The 15932-nt window shown below is 44.9% G+C and carries 14 protein-coding genes; 2 read left to right on the top strand and 12 right to left on the bottom strand.

Annotation, left to right across the window (positions count from 1 at the left end):
- From KSW37_RS16160 to polA, 6 genes are all read right to left on the bottom strand, one after another.
- Positions 1-92: desulfoferrodoxin family protein (locus KSW37_RS16160; protein ID WP_367397548.1), on the bottom strand; the 92-nt coding region annotated here is incomplete at its 3' end.
- Positions 93-121: 29 nt separating this feature from the next.
- Positions 122-2308: a hypothetical protein gene (locus tag KSW37_RS09640; protein ID WP_217312915.1), complete on the bottom strand. Its 2187-nt coding sequence runs from the start codon at positions 2306-2308 to the stop codon at positions 122-124.
- Positions 2268-3335, bottom strand: coding sequence for a hypothetical protein (locus KSW37_RS09635; protein ID WP_254368516.1), 1068 nt, complete (start codon positions 3333-3335; stop codon positions 2268-2270). The genes KSW37_RS09640 and KSW37_RS09635 overlap by 41 nt, the downstream gene beginning before the upstream one ends.
- Positions 3336-3475: 140 nt before the next feature.
- Positions 3476-3865, bottom strand: coding sequence for a desulfoferrodoxin (locus KSW37_RS09630; protein ID WP_217312916.1), 390 nt, complete (start codon positions 3863-3865; stop codon positions 3476-3478).
- 59 nt (positions 3866-3924) lie between these two features.
- Positions 3925-4089 (bottom strand): rubredoxin, encoded by a 165-nt coding sequence (gene rd / locus KSW37_RS09625; protein WP_022120120.1) that lies wholly within the window; start codon positions 4087-4089, stop codon positions 3925-3927.
- A gap of 361 nt (positions 4090-4450) precedes the next feature.
- Positions 4451-7213 (bottom strand): DNA polymerase I, encoded by a 2763-nt coding sequence (gene polA, locus KSW37_RS09620; RefSeq protein WP_217312917.1) that lies wholly within the window; start codon positions 7211-7213, stop codon positions 4451-4453.
- A 107-nt stretch (positions 7214-7320) separates the two neighbouring features.
- Here polA and KSW37_RS09615 point away from each other — a divergent pair, with 107 nt between their 5' ends.
- On the top strand, positions 7321-8298 hold the full coding sequence (locus tag KSW37_RS09615; protein ID WP_119237773.1) for a polyprenyl synthetase family protein: 978 nt from the start codon (positions 7321-7323) through the stop codon (positions 8296-8298).
- Positions 8299-8397: 99 nt separating this feature from the next.
- On the opposite strand, the gene deoC is transcribed toward KSW37_RS09615, so the two are convergent.
- The 6 genes from deoC to mnmG all read right to left on the bottom strand — a co-directional run bounded on the left by deoC (position 8398) and on the right by mnmG (position 15006).
- A complete protein-coding gene (deoC, locus tag KSW37_RS09610; RefSeq protein ID WP_117695096.1) occupies positions 8398-9333 on the bottom strand; it encodes a deoxyribose-phosphate aldolase in 936 nt (311 codons plus the stop codon).
- Between the two features lie 54 nt (positions 9334-9387).
- Complete coding sequence (locus KSW37_RS09605; RefSeq protein WP_117729361.1) at positions 9388-9747, bottom strand: nucleotide pyrophosphohydrolase; 360 nt, start codon at positions 9745-9747, stop codon at positions 9388-9390.
- A gap of 49 nt (positions 9748-9796) precedes the next feature.
- The gene (gene dtd / locus KSW37_RS09600; RefSeq protein ID WP_117695101.1) at positions 9797-10249 is read right to left on the bottom strand and encodes a D-aminoacyl-tRNA deacylase; all 453 of its coding nucleotides are present in this window, start codon (positions 10247-10249) and stop codon (positions 9797-9799) included.
- A gap of 133 nt (positions 10250-10382) precedes the next feature.
- Positions 10383-12230, bottom strand: a complete 1848-nt coding sequence (uvrC, locus tag KSW37_RS09595) for an excinuclease ABC subunit UvrC (protein WP_217312918.1) — start codon at positions 12228-12230, stop codon at positions 10383-10385.
- Between the two features lie 122 nt (positions 12231-12352).
- The gene (locus KSW37_RS09590) at positions 12353-12883 is read right to left on the bottom strand and encodes an adenine phosphoribosyltransferase (protein ID WP_217312919.1); all 531 of its coding nucleotides are present in this window, start codon (positions 12881-12883) and stop codon (positions 12353-12355) included.
- Positions 12884-13134: 251 nt separating this feature from the next.
- Positions 13135-15006 (bottom strand): tRNA uridine-5-carboxymethylaminomethyl(34) synthesis enzyme MnmG, encoded by a 1872-nt coding sequence (gene mnmG / locus KSW37_RS09585; protein WP_217312920.1) that lies wholly within the window; start codon positions 15004-15006, stop codon positions 13135-13137.
- A 231-nt stretch (positions 15007-15237) separates the two neighbouring features.
- Here mnmG and KSW37_RS09580 point away from each other — a divergent pair, with 231 nt between their 5' ends.
- A complete protein-coding gene (locus tag KSW37_RS09580) occupies positions 15238-15921 on the top strand; it encodes a fumarate reductase transmemBrane cytochrome b subunit (protein WP_022120110.1) in 684 nt (227 codons plus the stop codon).
- Positions 15922-15932: the final 11 nt, after the last annotated feature.

Below are 15932 nucleotides of genomic sequence, written 5' to 3'. Positions count from 1 at the left end.
ATTACCCCCTTCCACAATCCGTGGAGATTGCAGTATTCGCGAGCCGTAACATCCTTGGCTTCACGCTGAGCACCTTTAGCAAGAGGTATCATTTTCCCAATGCCGGGAAAATGGTAAGAGATTAGAGATTTTTTTCGAATTGTTTCAATACATCGCATCGGGTGGTATATTGATCCACGATTTCCGGATGCTGATGACAGAACTTGCTCCATTCCATCATGGCCTGATATTGAGTGGATTGTGGCTGTAGAAGCTTCTGCTCGTTCCAGTTAGCATCGTAGGTAATCTTAAACCATGGGTCAATGCCGATGGATGAGAGGGCATAGAGCGAATGATAGCGAAGCGTAAGATTGCTGCTTTGCTTGCTTATCTTGAGATAGTCTTGAGCGATAGCTGCGAAATCGGCTTCGCCTGTGCGGGCACTATCGGCTACACTCTTGCCATAATGGGTAAGATACCAGCAGTCGCCATAGCAGGATGCCTGGTAATAGCGGATGGCAAGCTCATAGGCAAGCTTCTCCCTGACTTCGCCTTCACGAGCCACATTGTATTGGCTGATAAGCTGGTTCATCTCCTGGCAGAATTTCCACTTAGGGTTCTCCTTCAGGTGAGCATAACTGCCCTGGATGCTCCACATATCCGAATCATTCACCTTCTGGTGGTTGAACCAGTAAGGCACAGTGTAGCTGCGCTTTTCGGCGTAGAAACTGATGGCCTGATTGTTGATGAACTTCAGGGATACATCCTTCTGCCAGCGGGCAGCTTCACCAAAATTGCCTTCGGCAAGAAACTTGGTGCCTATCATATCCTTGAAGAAATCGGCATTGCGATAGAGCGACAGGCATACGTATTGCTCGAAGGTATCCTGATGAGAAGATGTGATGAAGCGATAGTAATCGGCAAGCTGCTGCGCTGAGAGCGAGTCGAGACGAAGGGCGTATTCTGATGAATAAAGATAACGGCTGATGTATTCTTCATCCTGTTGATCCTTGTAGAAGGTTCGCATGTAGGCATCCATCATGCCATACATCGCTGTGGCCATGCTTTCATAATCCCTGCCGGCTTCCTGCCGGTCTTCCTTTTTTGCCTTGTCTGCCATTGTCTTAAACCGATTGTACAGGGCACGGTAAGCCACACGCTCCTTCACCTCTACATAGTGAATGTCGGGATTGGTGGAATCATCTTTTCTTGGGTTTTCTCCCTTCGCCATCTCGTTGAGCCATTTGAATTCGCCGACCAGATATTGCGAATAATCGCTATCCACCTGTGCATTTCGGGTAGAAACCAGGAGTCGGATGGCTCTTGCATTATTCTTCATTCGCTGTGTTCCATCCAGGGCGATAGCTTCATTAATCTCCTTCCATGCTTCCTGCTGATATCCATAGAGATAATGGAGCATGGCGGTGGCAGAGCGCCATAGGCAAGGACTCTGCGTCTTGCCTTCGGCGATGACCTTATTGGCAAAGGTGATGAAGTTGAGGGCTTCTTTCTGATAGATAACCTTGGCGCCTATTTCCTCAATCCACTCTTTGTCTATCTGTTCTTTGGAACGACTGTCTATTGTCTGCTGACAGTTGTTCACGAAATCCTGCACCAGATAGGTGAGCATTGCAGAATTCGGATTCTTGAGATAAGTGCTCTGAATGCCCGCAAGATTGCGATAGTTTCGGGCGAGTACCCTGATACTTGCCATATCTCCCTGCTCGGCATAGATATCGAGTGCCTGCTGATGTTTTCCTGTTTTCCACAAAGCCCGGGCATAAATGTTGCGCATCGCCTCTCGCCATGGTGATTTCGGAAGTCGGGAGGCAATGGCATTCCAATAGGTGATGTTCTGCTGGTGGAATCCCTTCATCATGTTGGTACGCATGCGGAGCAGGGCGTACTGGCTCTTGAGTTGGGTGCCTTTATAAATTTTGGAGGCATTGTTGAGCCGTGTCAGCGATTGCTGTATCTGCAGTCGTTCTTGCTTCGAGGCATAGTTCCAGGCATTGGGATTCAGCTTCTCGCAGGCATCCAGGTAGGCATTCAGATTTCTTAAGTAAGAAAGTATTCCTGCATCCTTCTTGCTTTGGGCTACTTTCTGAATATCCTCCTTGTTCCATTTGTAGAAAGATAAGTTGATGGAGGATGTATTGCCGGCATACTTCTGCCAGTAGCTGGCGATGTCGTAGAGATACGCCGGCGAAGTCTGGTCGCGATTGAATACGCTGAACATATAGTAGTTGTGATCAGAGTATTCGGCAACGCAGGCGTTGGAGTGGATGCTAAATGCTGCTATCACTCCTATGATTAAAAATCTTTTCATAATCTTCTGAGTTAAATCGTTTGATATTATCGGTATTGAGGTCGAAGAGAATAACCTCGCTGTTGATGTCGTCATTCTGGTGATTGATGCTTCTGACGGCTTCCATGATGTCGCTCATTTCGGGCTTTCTTACAACGATGCTGTCGCTTGGCAATACTGGGAAATCATCTTCTGCATGCATGATGCTTACGAATTTTCCTTCTCTAAAGAGGACTCGCCAGCTAAAGAGTGGATAGGCGGCAGAAAGCGGTAACGGATAACTGCTCAGATGCTGGATGTAAGGAGCCACATCCTTCATGTCGAGTATCGGCTTTTGGCAGCTTAGCTGTTTTACATCGCCCGTATTATACATCATCAGGATGCCTCTATCCACAGGGGGTGGGGTCATCGAGAGCTGGTGTAACCGGATGGTGGCTGACAGCTGTATCTGCTTGTCTTTGGCTTTCTCCTTTAAATAATGGAGGAATTCAAAATAGGCTTCTTGCGTTGATGCTGTCCAGTCGCAGTCTATCTGAATCTCTTTTACGTTCTCGATGTCATTGGCTTCGTTCATCTGAAGGATGCGGTTCAGAATCTTATCTGCGAGTTGCCGGGGTGTTTCATCTGAAGATTTCCTGTCCGACTTGTCGCTGCTGATAGGATTCGTCTTGGTTTTTGCTTTAAAACAGTCGTTCACGATATAGACAACGGGGATAATCTCCATTCCTTTCGGCATCAGAGATTCTTTCTCCTTTTCTTCGGCTGTCATATTCTCTTCGGTTGTATCAAATTGCAGGGTAGCATTGGGCATGATTTCTCCATCAGCATCCCTTACCACATCAAAGAATCTAACGTAGAGTCGCTTGATATGGTGTTTCTGGATGAAGTTCATCTTGCTGCTGTCCATCTGCCATGTTGTACTCCAATAGTAGGCGGAGCGCAGGGTTTCTGCTGCTTTTTCTTGTGAACAGGAAATCTGACAGATGCAGGTGAATAATGCTGGCAGCAAGGATATTGATGTAAGATTATTCCATATTCTTCTCATCATCTATAGCGTTTTGTCTGCAAAGATAGATATTTCCTGGCGAATGTGGTAAGAAACGAGATGTAAATAAAGTTAAAAAGGTCTCACGTCATATTCCCTACATTGGGAAGACAACATGAGACCTTTTGTTGGTATGATGGTTTTTATCCTTCAATTACCCCCTTCCACAATCCGTGGAGATTGCAGTATTCGCGAGCCGTAACATCCTTGGCATCAGCATTTGTCATGAAGATGGCCTCTGGCTTTTCGCCCGGTTTCAACTCATGGCGGAGCACATCGGTAGGGGTGAGCAGCTCTATCCACTGGATGTAATGCTCTGGGAGCATCGGATGCTCCACACTTCCTACTGTTACTCGATAGCCGCCCTCAATAGGTTCTATCACAGGCACGTGCTTCTCTTTGGCGCCATCACTGGTGTTTTCTTTCATCAGCTTCATCGGTTCGCCACAGCAACTGAGCACGGCTCCTGGGTTTACTACTTCTACTACGTTGCCACAAATCTGGCAGCGGTAGATTTCTCTAATCTTTGTCATAATGGTTCCTCCTATTATTTTATGAATGTGTTGCCAGAATATCAGGCATTTCATTCAGATTATTCCTCTACAGGGCTGAAATCTTCCTTGCCTACTCCGCAAAGAGGGCAAACCCAATCATCTGGGATGTCTTCGAATGCTGTACCTGGAGCGATGCCGCCCTCTGGATCACCTACTTCTGGATCATAAATCCAACCACACACGTCGCAAACATATTTCTTCATAATGTTCCTTTCTTTCTTAATTTGATTGATTACTGTAATCTATTCACTTTTAATCAGACAGGTGCGTTTGCATATCTTTCTGATTTACTATGCAAATATACACTTTATTTCTGTAAGAACCAAATAAATTTGAAAATATTATAATTTTATTATCCTTTTTAATCTAAATAAAGAAAGATTTCTAGATGTACTTGTGAATAAAGGAGTTATTTGTCTTTTTATTGGTGTTTTGATAGAAGATTTGATTGTTTCATGTGAAACATCTCGAAAAAGAAAAGCTCGCAAGATGATTGTTTGGTATCTTGCGAGCTTCTTTGTATTTAAGTTGCCTTGCGGCTTCTGCGGCCGCCTTCTGGTTTTTCTAATGTGCTTCTAGCCAGTTGTTTCCCCATCCGGCATCAGCAACCAGAGGCACACTGAGCTGGTAGGCATTCTGCATCTCTTCTACTACAATCTTCTCTACCTTTTCCTTCTCTTCCGGATATACGGAGAAGTTGAGCTCGTCATGCACCTGGATAATCATCTTGCTCCTGATGCCTTCTGCTCTGAATCGGTTGAAGATGCGTATCATAGCCACTTTGATGATGTCTGCCTCAGAGCCCTGGATTGGGGCATTGATGGCATTGCGCTCGGCAAATCCTCGTACAGTACCATTCTTGCTGTTGATGTCTGGCAGGTAGCGACGGCGGTGGAAGAGGGTTTCGGCATATCCTTTCTCTCTTGCCATTTCCTTTGCCTTCTCCATGTAAGCCTGAACACCAGGGAAGGTGCGGAAGTAGTCTTCTATGATCTGCTTTGCCTCTCGGTTTTCGATGTTCATGCGCTGGGCAAGACCGAAGGTCGTGATGCCGTAGATGATGCCGAAGTTGGCTGTTTTTGCCTTCTTGCGCTGTGCATCTGTTACTTCTTTGATGTCTTCATGCCAAATCTTGGCAGCTGTAGCTGCATGAATATCAGAGCCTTCGCGGAATGCTTCTACCATGTTCGGATCCTGGCTCAGGTGTGCCATGATGCGAAGTTCTATCTGTGAATAGTCGGCAGAGAAGAACAGGCAGCCTGGTTCTGGGATGAAGCATCTGCGTATCTCTTTACCATCGTCATCGCGTACAGGAATATTCTGCAGGTTCGGATCACTTGAAGAAAGACGTCCTGTGGCTGTGATGGCTTGGTTGAAAGAGGCATGAATGTGACCGGTGCGAGGGTTGATAAGCTTTGGAAGGGCATCTATGTAGGTTCCCAAAAGTTTCTTTAAACCTCTGTAGTTCAGTATCTCATCGATGATTGGACTCTTGCTGCGCAGCTGCTGAAGAACTTCTTCGCTTGTTACGTACTGGCCCGTCTTCGTCTTCTTAGGCTTCTCTACAATCTTCATCTTTCCGAAGAGAATTTCTCCAACCTGGCGTGGGGAAGCGATGTTAAACGATTCTCCTGCCAACTCGTAGATATGATGTTCAATCTCATTGAGACGGTTGGTGAGTTTCTCGGATGTATCCTTCAGGGTATCGGTATCGATGCACACACCGTTCATCTCCATGTGGGCGAGAACCGGCACCAGCGGCATTTCTACATTCCAGAACAGATCTTCACAATCTATCTCTTTGAGTTTCGGTTCGAGCACATTTTTCAATCTCAATGTGATGTCGGCATCTTCGGCAGCATATTCGTAAATATCTGATGGGGCGAGATCGCGCATCGACTTTTGGTTCTTTCCCTTCGGACCAATCAGCTCTTCGATGTGGATGGTCTGATAGTTGAGGAACACTTCGGCGAGGTAATCCATGTTGTGGTAGAGCTCTGGCTGGATGAGATAGTGGGCGAGCATCGTATCGAACATCTTGCCCTGAATCTCTATGCCGTAGTTCATCAACACCTCGTAATCGTATTTGATGTTCTGTCCCACTTTCAAGATTTCCGGGTTCTCGTAGAGAGGTTTGAAGATGTTTACGATTTTTAAGGCTTCTTCACGATTTGCCGGAATTGCTACGTAGAAAGCCTCTTTCTCCTTTACGGCAAAGCTCAAACCTACCAGTTCTGCATAAATGGCAGCGGTAGATGTGGTCTCTGTGTCTAGACTGAGAATCTTGAATGTAAACAAATAGTCACGAAGTTTTTTTGCATCTTCTTCTGAATCAACGAGTTTGTATGTGTGAACGGTCGTTTTAATGGTCTCAAAACTTGATTTTTTTGACTCTTCCTGACCATCGGCAGGCTGTGCGCCAAACAAATCGAGTTCTCCTGTAGGCTTTGTTTGCACCTTTTTAGGTTTGTTAAGAACTCGGTTGGCAAACGACTTAAACTCCAACTCGGTGAAGATTTCATCCAATTTTGTGTTGTCTGGTTCTACCCGTTTCAATTCTTCCATCTTGATCTCTACAGGAACATCAGTTCGGATGGTTGCCAGGAACTTTGACATCCTGATATCTTCTACTGCACCCTCCACTTTTTCGCGGAGCTTGCCTTTCACCTGAGAAGAGTTCTCGATGAGGCCTTCAACGCTACCGAACTCGTTGATGAGTTTGATGGCAGTCTTTTCTCCCACACCTGGACAGCCTGGGAAGTTATCAGCTGAGTCGCCCATCAGAGCTAGTAGGTCGATAACCTGGAGTGGGGAAGTGATATTGTATTTCTCTTCAATTTCCTGCACTCCCAACTTTTCGTAGCCGCCGCCATGACGAGGACGGAACATGAAAACATTGTCACGAACCAGCTGTGCATAATCCTTATCAGGCGTGAGCATATAAGTTTCTATGCCTTTTTCACCCGCCTTCAAGGCAACAGTTCCGATGATATCATCTGCCTCGAAACCATCTACCTGCAGGATAGGGATATGGTAAGCCTCCAGGATGTTTTTGATGATTGGTACAGAGAGTTTGATGTCTTCCGGTGTCTCTTCACGCTGTGCTTTGTATGCAGGAAAAGCTTCATGGCGGAAGGTCTTGCCATGGTCGAAAGCTACCGCTATATGGGTAGGTTTCTCCTTGGTAAGTATCTCGTTGAGGGTATTGCAGAACCCCATTACACACGAAGTATTGAGTCCCTTCGAATTGATTCGAGGGGCTTTCATAAAGGCGTAATACGACCTATAAATGAGTGCATACGCGTCTAAAAGGAACAATTTATCCATAATATTCATTTTTGTGGTGTAAAATTACTAAAAAAATGCGATATTTCAAGAAGAATTGATTAATTTTGTAACAAATTTCAGAAATTAAGTAGATTTACTCACATATAATGGACTATTTATCACTTATCAAGCTGCCTATAGAGGCAGAATTAGCAGATTTTATAGATTTGTTCAACAAGTCTCTCATGCATAGCGATGGCCTCCTTTCCCAGGTGCTCGATCATATCCGTCAGCGCGCTGGAAAACGTATGCGCCCTATACTCATCTTGTTGATGGCACGTAATTTTGGAAAGGTTTCCAGTGTTACCCAGCATTCTGCGGTAGGTCTGGAACTTCTTCATACCGCTTCGCTGGTACATGATGATGTGGTAGATGAGAGTGGAGAGCGCCGCGGACAGGCTAGTGTGAATGCTACTTATAATAATAAGGTGGCTGTGCTTGTGGGCGATTTCATTCTTTCCACCGCCTTGCTTCATGTATCTTATTCGCATTCAGAAGAAATCGTACGTTATCTTGCTGAGTTGGGACGTATCCTGTCTAATGGTGAGATTCTTCAGCTCAATAGTATCAGTAATGAAGAGATATCGGAAGATATTTATTATCAGGTGATTAAGCAGAAAACGGCTGCTCTCTTTGAGGCTTGTGCCGGTATCGGTGCGATGTCTGCCAATGCTTCAGAACTGCAGATTGAAGAGGCGAAGCGATTCGGTCAGAACTTGGGCATTATCTTCCAGATCCGTGATGATATCTTTGATTATTATGATTCCAAGGAGATAGGTAAACCTACTGGTAATGATATGCTTGAAGGTAAACTGACTTTGCCTGTAATATATGCTTTGAAGTCTACCGGTGATGAGGAGATGATGAAGCTTGCCAGAAAGGTTAAGGCTCATACTGTTACGGCAGACGAAATAGCTCAGTTAGTGGCATTTACAAAGGAAAACGGAGGTATTGAATATGCGGATAAGCGCATGTGGGATTTCCATGCCGAAGCCATGAATTTCCTCGATACTTATGTAGAGGATAAGGATATATACAATGCCTTGAAGGCTTACCTGGATTTTGTGATTGAAAGAAAAGCTTAATATAAAAATTTCAGAAAAACATAATATAAAAAGGGTTGGTTCTCAGAGAGAATCAACCCTTTGCGTTTTTGTATTCTGTTGATAACCAGTTACTTTTCTTTAGAAGTATTTAATCTCCTTGCCAAGTATTTCGCTCAAGAGGAGGTTGGTCAGGCGTGATGTGCCGAGGCGCAACCACTGGTTGGTCAGCCATTTCTCGCCCAAAACTTCCTTCACGATGGTGTAGTAAACTACGGCATCATGAACGGTATTGATACCACCTGCAGGCTTGAAGCCAATCTGGATACCAGTCTTCTCGTAATATGCCTTGATTGCCTGGCACATGACGTATGCTGCTTCTGGGGTAGCAGAAACCTTCTCCTTGCCTGTTGAGGTCTTGATATAGTCTGAACCTGAGTACATTGCGAGGATAGAAGCCTTCATGATGTTGCTGCAATTCTTCAGGTCGCCTGTCTCCAGGATGCACTTCATCTTATGCTCTCCGCATGTTTCCTTGAGTTCCTGAATATCATCGCAGAGGCCCTCGTAATCTTCGCTGAAGAACTTGCCTACAGGCATTACGATATCTACCTCTGTAGCACCATCCTTGATAGCCATAGCGGTTTCTGCGATCTTTACCTCGATAAAGGTCTGAGATGATGGGAAATTACCGCTTACTACAGCGATTTCTACGCCGTCAACCTCCAGACTCTGGCTGATAAGACCGGCAAAGTTAGGGTAGGTACATACGGTTGCTACGTGAGGAAGCTGAGGATAATCCTTGGCAAACTGGTTCACCTTTTCAATCATCTTCAGGATACTTTCTTCTGTATCTTCTGTATGGAGAGAAGTCAACTCGATGCTACCGAAGAGGAACTTCTTGACCTCCATGGTCTCGTTCTCTGCTACCTTCTCATCGAGAATCTTCTTTACTGCAGCAGCTACTTCCTCATCGTTGAGGTCGCAGTTGTACTGCTTCAAAACTGATAAATACTTGTCGTCAGACTCTTTATACTGTCCCTGCTGTGCAAGAACCTGTTCTTTAATACTGCTCATACTTAATGTTATTTATATAATTATTAAAGTTAAGTTTTTATATGAATAGCAATTTTAATTCTTGTTATCTTGTTCTTTATCTTCCTGATGCTCAGATAGTTTTGGGTTGTTTTTATGTCTTTCTGAATCCCTTCTGGTCTTCTTGTCAAAACTCTTCTGAAGTTCTTCTGTCAAGTCAACCCCTGTCTGGTTAGCCAAGCAGATAAGCACCCATAGAACATCGGCCATCTCTTCGCCCAAGTTAGGTTTCTCGCCTTTCTTAAAACTCTGGTCACCGTATGTTCGGGCAATGACGCGTGCCAGTTCGCCCACTTCTTCCGTGAGGCAAGCCATATTGGTCAGTTCGCTGAAATAGCGTACGCCATATTCTTTAATCCACTGATCTACAGCTTCTTGTGCTTCTTTTATTGTCATCTTCCTAATTCTTTTATGGGGAAAGATGCCTTTCTTTCAGGGTAGGGCATTATTCCTTGTTGTGAGTATCCATCATGATGGTTACCGGTCCATCGTTCAGTAAATCTACCTTCATATCGGCACCAAATTCGCCTGTTCCTACTGGCTTTCCGAGTGCATCGGATAGCTTCTTGCAGAACTCTTCATAGAGCGGAACGCTGATTTCGTGCTTGGCTGCTCTGAGCCAGCTTGGGCGGTTTCCTTTCTTATAACTGGCGAATAGGGTGAACTGGCTGATGACCAGAATCTCACCATTTATATCCATGATGGAGCGGTTCATAACATGGTTTTCGTCGTCGAAAACACGGAGTCCGATTACCTTTCTGACCAGCCAGTCTACGTCTTCTGAAGTGTCGCTTTCCTCTATTCCCAGAAGTATCAGATAGCCTTGTCTGATGGCAGATTTAACCTCTCCTTCTATGGTAACTGAGGCGTGAGAGACACGCTGTATTACGATTCTCATATTACTACTTTGAACTTTGAATGATGAACATAGAACTTTATGAATAGCATTTATGGAATGCTTTGTTCTGTTCAATCCCTGTTATTGTTTATATATTATATATAGTATAGTTTGAACTGCAAATATACAACTTTTATTTCATATTCTCGCCTTTTTCTGCAAAATATTTTGCAAGAATTTCCGCCTTATGTGGGCCTAATACCTCTGAAAGTTGTTCCAATGATGCTTCTTTCATCTTTTTCACGCTCTTAAACTTGCTCAGAAGTGCTTCTCTAGCTTTCGGACCGATGCCTTTGATATCGTCTAATTCGGAGTGCAGAGCATGCTTGCTGCGTTTGTCGCGATGGAAGGTGATAGCGTATCTGTGCACCTCATCCTGTATCTGTGTCAGCACCTTGAACAGCTCACTTTCGGGTGGTAGGGCGATGGTTTGAGGAGGGAATCCGAAGAGGAGTTCGTTGGTTCTGTGACGGTCGTCTTTTGCAAGTCCTGCGATAGGGATATCCAGGTGTAATTCGTCAACAATAACCTCTCTGACGACGTCCATCTGACCCTTTCCGCCATCGGTAATAATGAGGTCTGGAAGTGCTGATTCTTCCTCTATCATACGACTGTACCGGCGCCTTACCACCTCTTGCATGGATGCGTAATCATCCGGTCCTTCCACCGTCTTGATGTTGTATTTCCTATAGTCTTTTCTGGATGGTTTCATACCTTTATATACAATACATCCTGCCACGGCATCTGTACCGGATATGTTGGAATTATCGAAACATTCTATCTGGTAAGGCATCTTCGGAAGCTTTAATTTGGCTTGCAATTCCTTCATCAATCGGGTCTGTTTCTGCTCCGGATTGAGTTTTTCAGCCTGCTTCAGACGGTCGAATTTATACTGCTTGCAGTTCATTTCCGACAGCTCCAGAAGATGCTTTTTGTCACCTCTCTGGGGTACGAAGAAGGTTGCATCTTTCAGCTTCCATTCCATTTCGAAGGGCACGATTATCTCCTTCGAAGTGGAGTGGAAACGCTCTCTGATTTCTGGAATGGCAGTAATCAGAAGTTCCTCGTCGCTCTCCTCCAGCTTGCGCTTATACTCGTAGGTAAAGCTCTGGTTGATGGTGCCGTTTTTTACGTGAATATAGTTGATGAAGGCGTTTTTGTTGGCGTCATCATTCACGATAGTAAAGACATCAACATCCGTAATAGTGTGACTTACTACCTCGCTTTTTGCCTCGAATTCATCCAGTAATTGGTACTTTTTCTTATATTCTTCGGCTATTTCAAAACGTAGAAGTTCGGCATTTTTCATCATCAAATCGTAGAGATATTTGCTTACTTCCCGCGTGTTTCCCTTCAGAATTTCACGTGCCTGGCGCATGTTTTCCTGATATTCCTCATAGCTCTGCTTGTTGATGCAGGGTGCTCCGCAGTTATGGATATGATACTCCAGGCACGGCTTGTATCTGCCTTCAACTACGCCTTCTCTGGTGATAGGCATTCTGCAGGTTCGGGGTTTATAGAGCTTCTTGATGACCTCTAAAACAGCATACATGCTGCCGATATGAGGGTAAGGACCGAAGAAAGTTCCCACTTTTTTATTGATATGGCGAGTCTTGAAAATGCGTGGAAAATACTCGTTTGTTACGCATATAGAAGGGTATGTCTTGCCGTCTTTCAGCAGGACATTGTATCTTGGATTATACTTTTTGATCAGGCTGTTTTCAAGCAAAAGTGCGTCTTCTTCTGTGTTTACGACCGTATAAGATATGTCGTGAATCTTAGAAACAAGCACCTTTGTCTTGTATCTGTCTACCTCTTTATGGAAGTAGGAAGATACTCTTCTCTTCAGATTTTTCGCCTTTCCCACATATATAATCGTATGATTTTCGTCGTAATATTGGTAGCTTCCTGGCTTCTCCGGCATACTTAAAACGATGTTCTTAAGCCTTGCCAAGCGCTCCTCATTCTCTTGTTTCGTCATATTTTTACTTGTTTTTAAAGGGAAAACGAGCGTTACTGTTTCACGTGAAACGGCAACGCTCTAGTGTTTTTTACTGCTTCCATGCTACATTCTCGCAGTATTTCTTGCAGTATTTTTGCTGCTTATAACTGCAATAAAGTAGTTACTTCAACGTCTGGATCAAAGGACTTTCTGCCTTCGAAATTCTCGTTTACGAGTTCGATAATGAAGTTGGCATATACCTTTTTCGGATGGAATTTCTTTACCAGATCGCATGCTGCTTTCATGGTTCCGCCAGTAGCGAGGAGGTCATCGTGGAGGAGTACGATGTCGTTCTCATTGATGGCATCTTCGTGGATTTCGATGGTGTCGATACCATATTCCTTAGCATAACTTTCCTGTACGGTTTTGCATGGAAGTTTGCCTGGTTTGCGGCATAAAACTACACCGGCTCCGAGACGTATTGCGAGGGCTGAAGACATTACGAAACCGCGTGATTCGATGCCTACAATCTTGGTGATTCCTTTGTCTTTGTAGAGTTCGTACATCTCATCGCTGATCTCTTTTAAAGATGCAGGATTCTTGAAAAGGGTTGATACATCGCGGAAGTTTACACCCTTGATTGGCCAATCTGGAATGCAACGCAGATTGTCTAATAATAGCTGATTGTTCATTACTTTTTATGCTTTAAATTGATACTTATTTTATTCTTTTTTTTTGTGTTTCTTTTAATGGGCTTTTTGCCCGTTTGTTTTTGCGTTTTGCTTGATTTTATCAGCTTTTGTTTCACGAATTGCTGAAGTTTTACTTTAACCGCAAAACACTTGATGCAACCTTTCTTAAACGGTTGAGCATCAAATGTTTTGCTAATAGCCTGTTTCACGTGAAACATTAGCTATTCCCTTGTGTTTCGCTGTGAAACGGCTTATCTTCCGAGTAATACAAGCATCACGTTGATGTCGCTTGGTGATACGCCCGGAATTCGGCTTGCCTGTGCCAAAGTTTCCGGGTCGATTCGCTCGAGTTTCTGGCGTCCTTCCGTGGAGATTTCGTGGAGATCGGAATAGTTGAAACGGCCCTTGATTTTGATGTCCTCCAAACGGTGCATCTTATCGGCGATGAGACGCTCTCGTTCGATGTAACCTTTGTACTTCATCTTGATTTCTGCAGCTTCCGTTATCTCTTCCTTTCGGTTGGCTGGTGCATCCAGCGCAGCCTTCAAGTCCGGAATAATCTCCGAAAGATTCGTGAGATTCAGGTGCGGACGAGCGATGAGGTCGATGAGCTTGCAGCCGGCGCGAAGTGGAGTAGTACCGAGTGCTTCCAGTTTTGGATTTATCTCATCCTTCTTGATAGGATAGTTGGCGCAGAATTCAATGATTCTTTCGATGGCTTCTTTTTTCTCTATCCACCAGTCGTAACGGTCGCGTTTGGCAATTCCGAGTTCGTATGCTTTTTCTGTGAGTCGGGCATCGGCATCGTCCTGGCGGAGCAGAATGCGGTATTCGGCTCTGGAGGTAAACATGCGGTATGGTTCGTCAACTCCCTTTGTTGTGAGGTCATCGATGAGTACGCCGATATAACTCTCGTCGCGATTCATCTCAAATGTCTTGTCTCCGACACAATGCAGGGCTGCGTTGATTCCTGCCACGGTTCCCTGACCTCCTGCTTCTTCATAACCGGTGGTTCCGTTCACCTGTCCGGCAAAGAAGAGACCTTTGATGATTTTCGACTCCAGTGAATGTTTGAGTTGGGTAGGGTCGAAGTAATCGTATTCGATGGCGTAACCCGGTCTGTAAATCTTCGCATCTCTCAATGCCGGAATCTCATGAAGAGCGTTCAACTGGATTTCCATCGGCATGCTTGAAGAAAAACCGTTCAGATACATCTCGTTCGTATCTTCGCCTTCTGGCTCCAGGAAGAGCGGATGCTGGTCTTTGTCGGGGAAGGTAACGAGCTTGGTTTCGATGCTCGGACAGTAACGTGGACCGGTGCTCTGAATCTGACCATTATATAAAGGTGAGTCAGCGAGACCGCTTTTTAAAGTTTCGTGTACCTTTTTGTTGGTGTAGCAAGTCCAGCAAGGCAATTGTTTCAGAACCCGATGTTCGCCCATATAAGAGAACTGGTGGAAATCGCTGTCGCCCGGCTGTTCTTCCATATCTTCGAAATGAACACTTCGCTTGTCGATTCTGACCGGAGTACCGGTTTTCATTCTGGCAGTAGTGATGCCCCATCGGGTGATGCTCTCCGTAAAGTTGTGTACGGCAGGTTCGGCGCATCTTCCGCCTTCTACCATCTTTCTTCCTACATGCATCAGGCCGTTCAGGAATGTTCCTGCGGTGATGATGATGCTCTTGGCGTAGAACTCGGCTCCCCAGATGGCTTTTACGCCGATGGCCTCTCCGTTAGCAACGAGCAGTTCGTCTGCCTGGTCTTGCCAGATGTCGAGGTTGTCGGTATGGTCGAGGATGGTTCTCCATTCCCAGATAAACTTTCCTCTGTCGCATTGGGCACGGGGGCTCCATACGGCAGGACCCTTTCCGATGTTGAGCATTCGGAACTGGATGGCGGTTTTATCCGTTACGATACCCATCTGTCCGCCCAAAGCATCGATTTCGCGCACAATCTGTCCCTTGGCAATACCTCCGATGGCGGGGTTGCAACTCATCTGACCAATCTTGTTCATATCCATCGTTATCAAACAGGTTTGGGCACCCATGTTTGCAGAGGCTGCAGCAGCCTCGCATCCGGCATGTCCTCCACCGATAACGAGCACGTCATAATTGAATTTCATACTTCGTTTAATCTATATTTTTTCTAATTTTCGGCAAAAGTAAGAAATAAAATCGAAATTTTAGCAAAAATACTTTGATAAATCATTAAAATATAGTAATTTTGCAGCAGACTTGCGAAAATATACCTAGAAATGAGGATTGCAGAATGCCAAAAAATAGGTATTGCAGGGACGAAAAGTGTGGAATATAAATTAGTTTCAAACAGTTAAATAATTAAATTTCAATCATTTATGTGGTTAATCAATTCATCTATTGGTAGAAAGGTAGTGATGTCAGTAACTGGTATCGCTCTTATTCTATTCTTGACATTCCACGGTTGCATGAATGTTGTTGCGCTTTTCTCTGGAGAAGCTTACAACACAATCTGCGAGTTGTTGGGTGCTAACTGGTACGCCGTAGTTGCAACTTTGGGTTTGGCAGCTTTGGCAGTTTGTCACATCGTTTACGCTTTCATCCTGACAGCACAGAACCGTCGTGCTCGCGGTAACCAGCGTTACGAGGTAACAGCAAAGCCAGAGAAAGTAGAGTGGGCTAGCCAGAACATGTTGGTGCTCGGTATCATCATCGTTCTCGGTTTGTTGCTTCACCTCTTTAACTTCTGGTACAACATGATGTTTGCAGAGCTTTTGGGTACTAGCTTCGGTCACAGCCCAGCAGACGGCTTCGCATTCATTCAGGACACCTTCGCTAACCCAGTATTTGTAGTCCTCTACATCATCTGGTTGGTAGCTCTTTGGTTCCACCTCACTCACGGTTTCTGGAGTGCTATTCAGACTCTCGGTTGGAGCGGTAAGACTTGGTTCTGCCGTTGGAAGATGATCGGTATGATTTACTCTACCATCCTGCTTCTCCTCTTCATCGTAGTTGTATTGGCATTCGCTTTCGGTTGCGCTCCATCTTTGTGCTGCGCATAATTCGTGTAATC

It is taken from the genome of Segatella copri (assembly GCF_019127135.1).
GTDB lineage: Bacteria > Bacteroidota > Bacteroidia > Bacteroidales > Bacteroidaceae > Prevotella.
The sequence above is the reverse complement of the archived record's forward strand: the minus strand, read 5'-3'. Positions and strand labels throughout refer to the sequence as shown.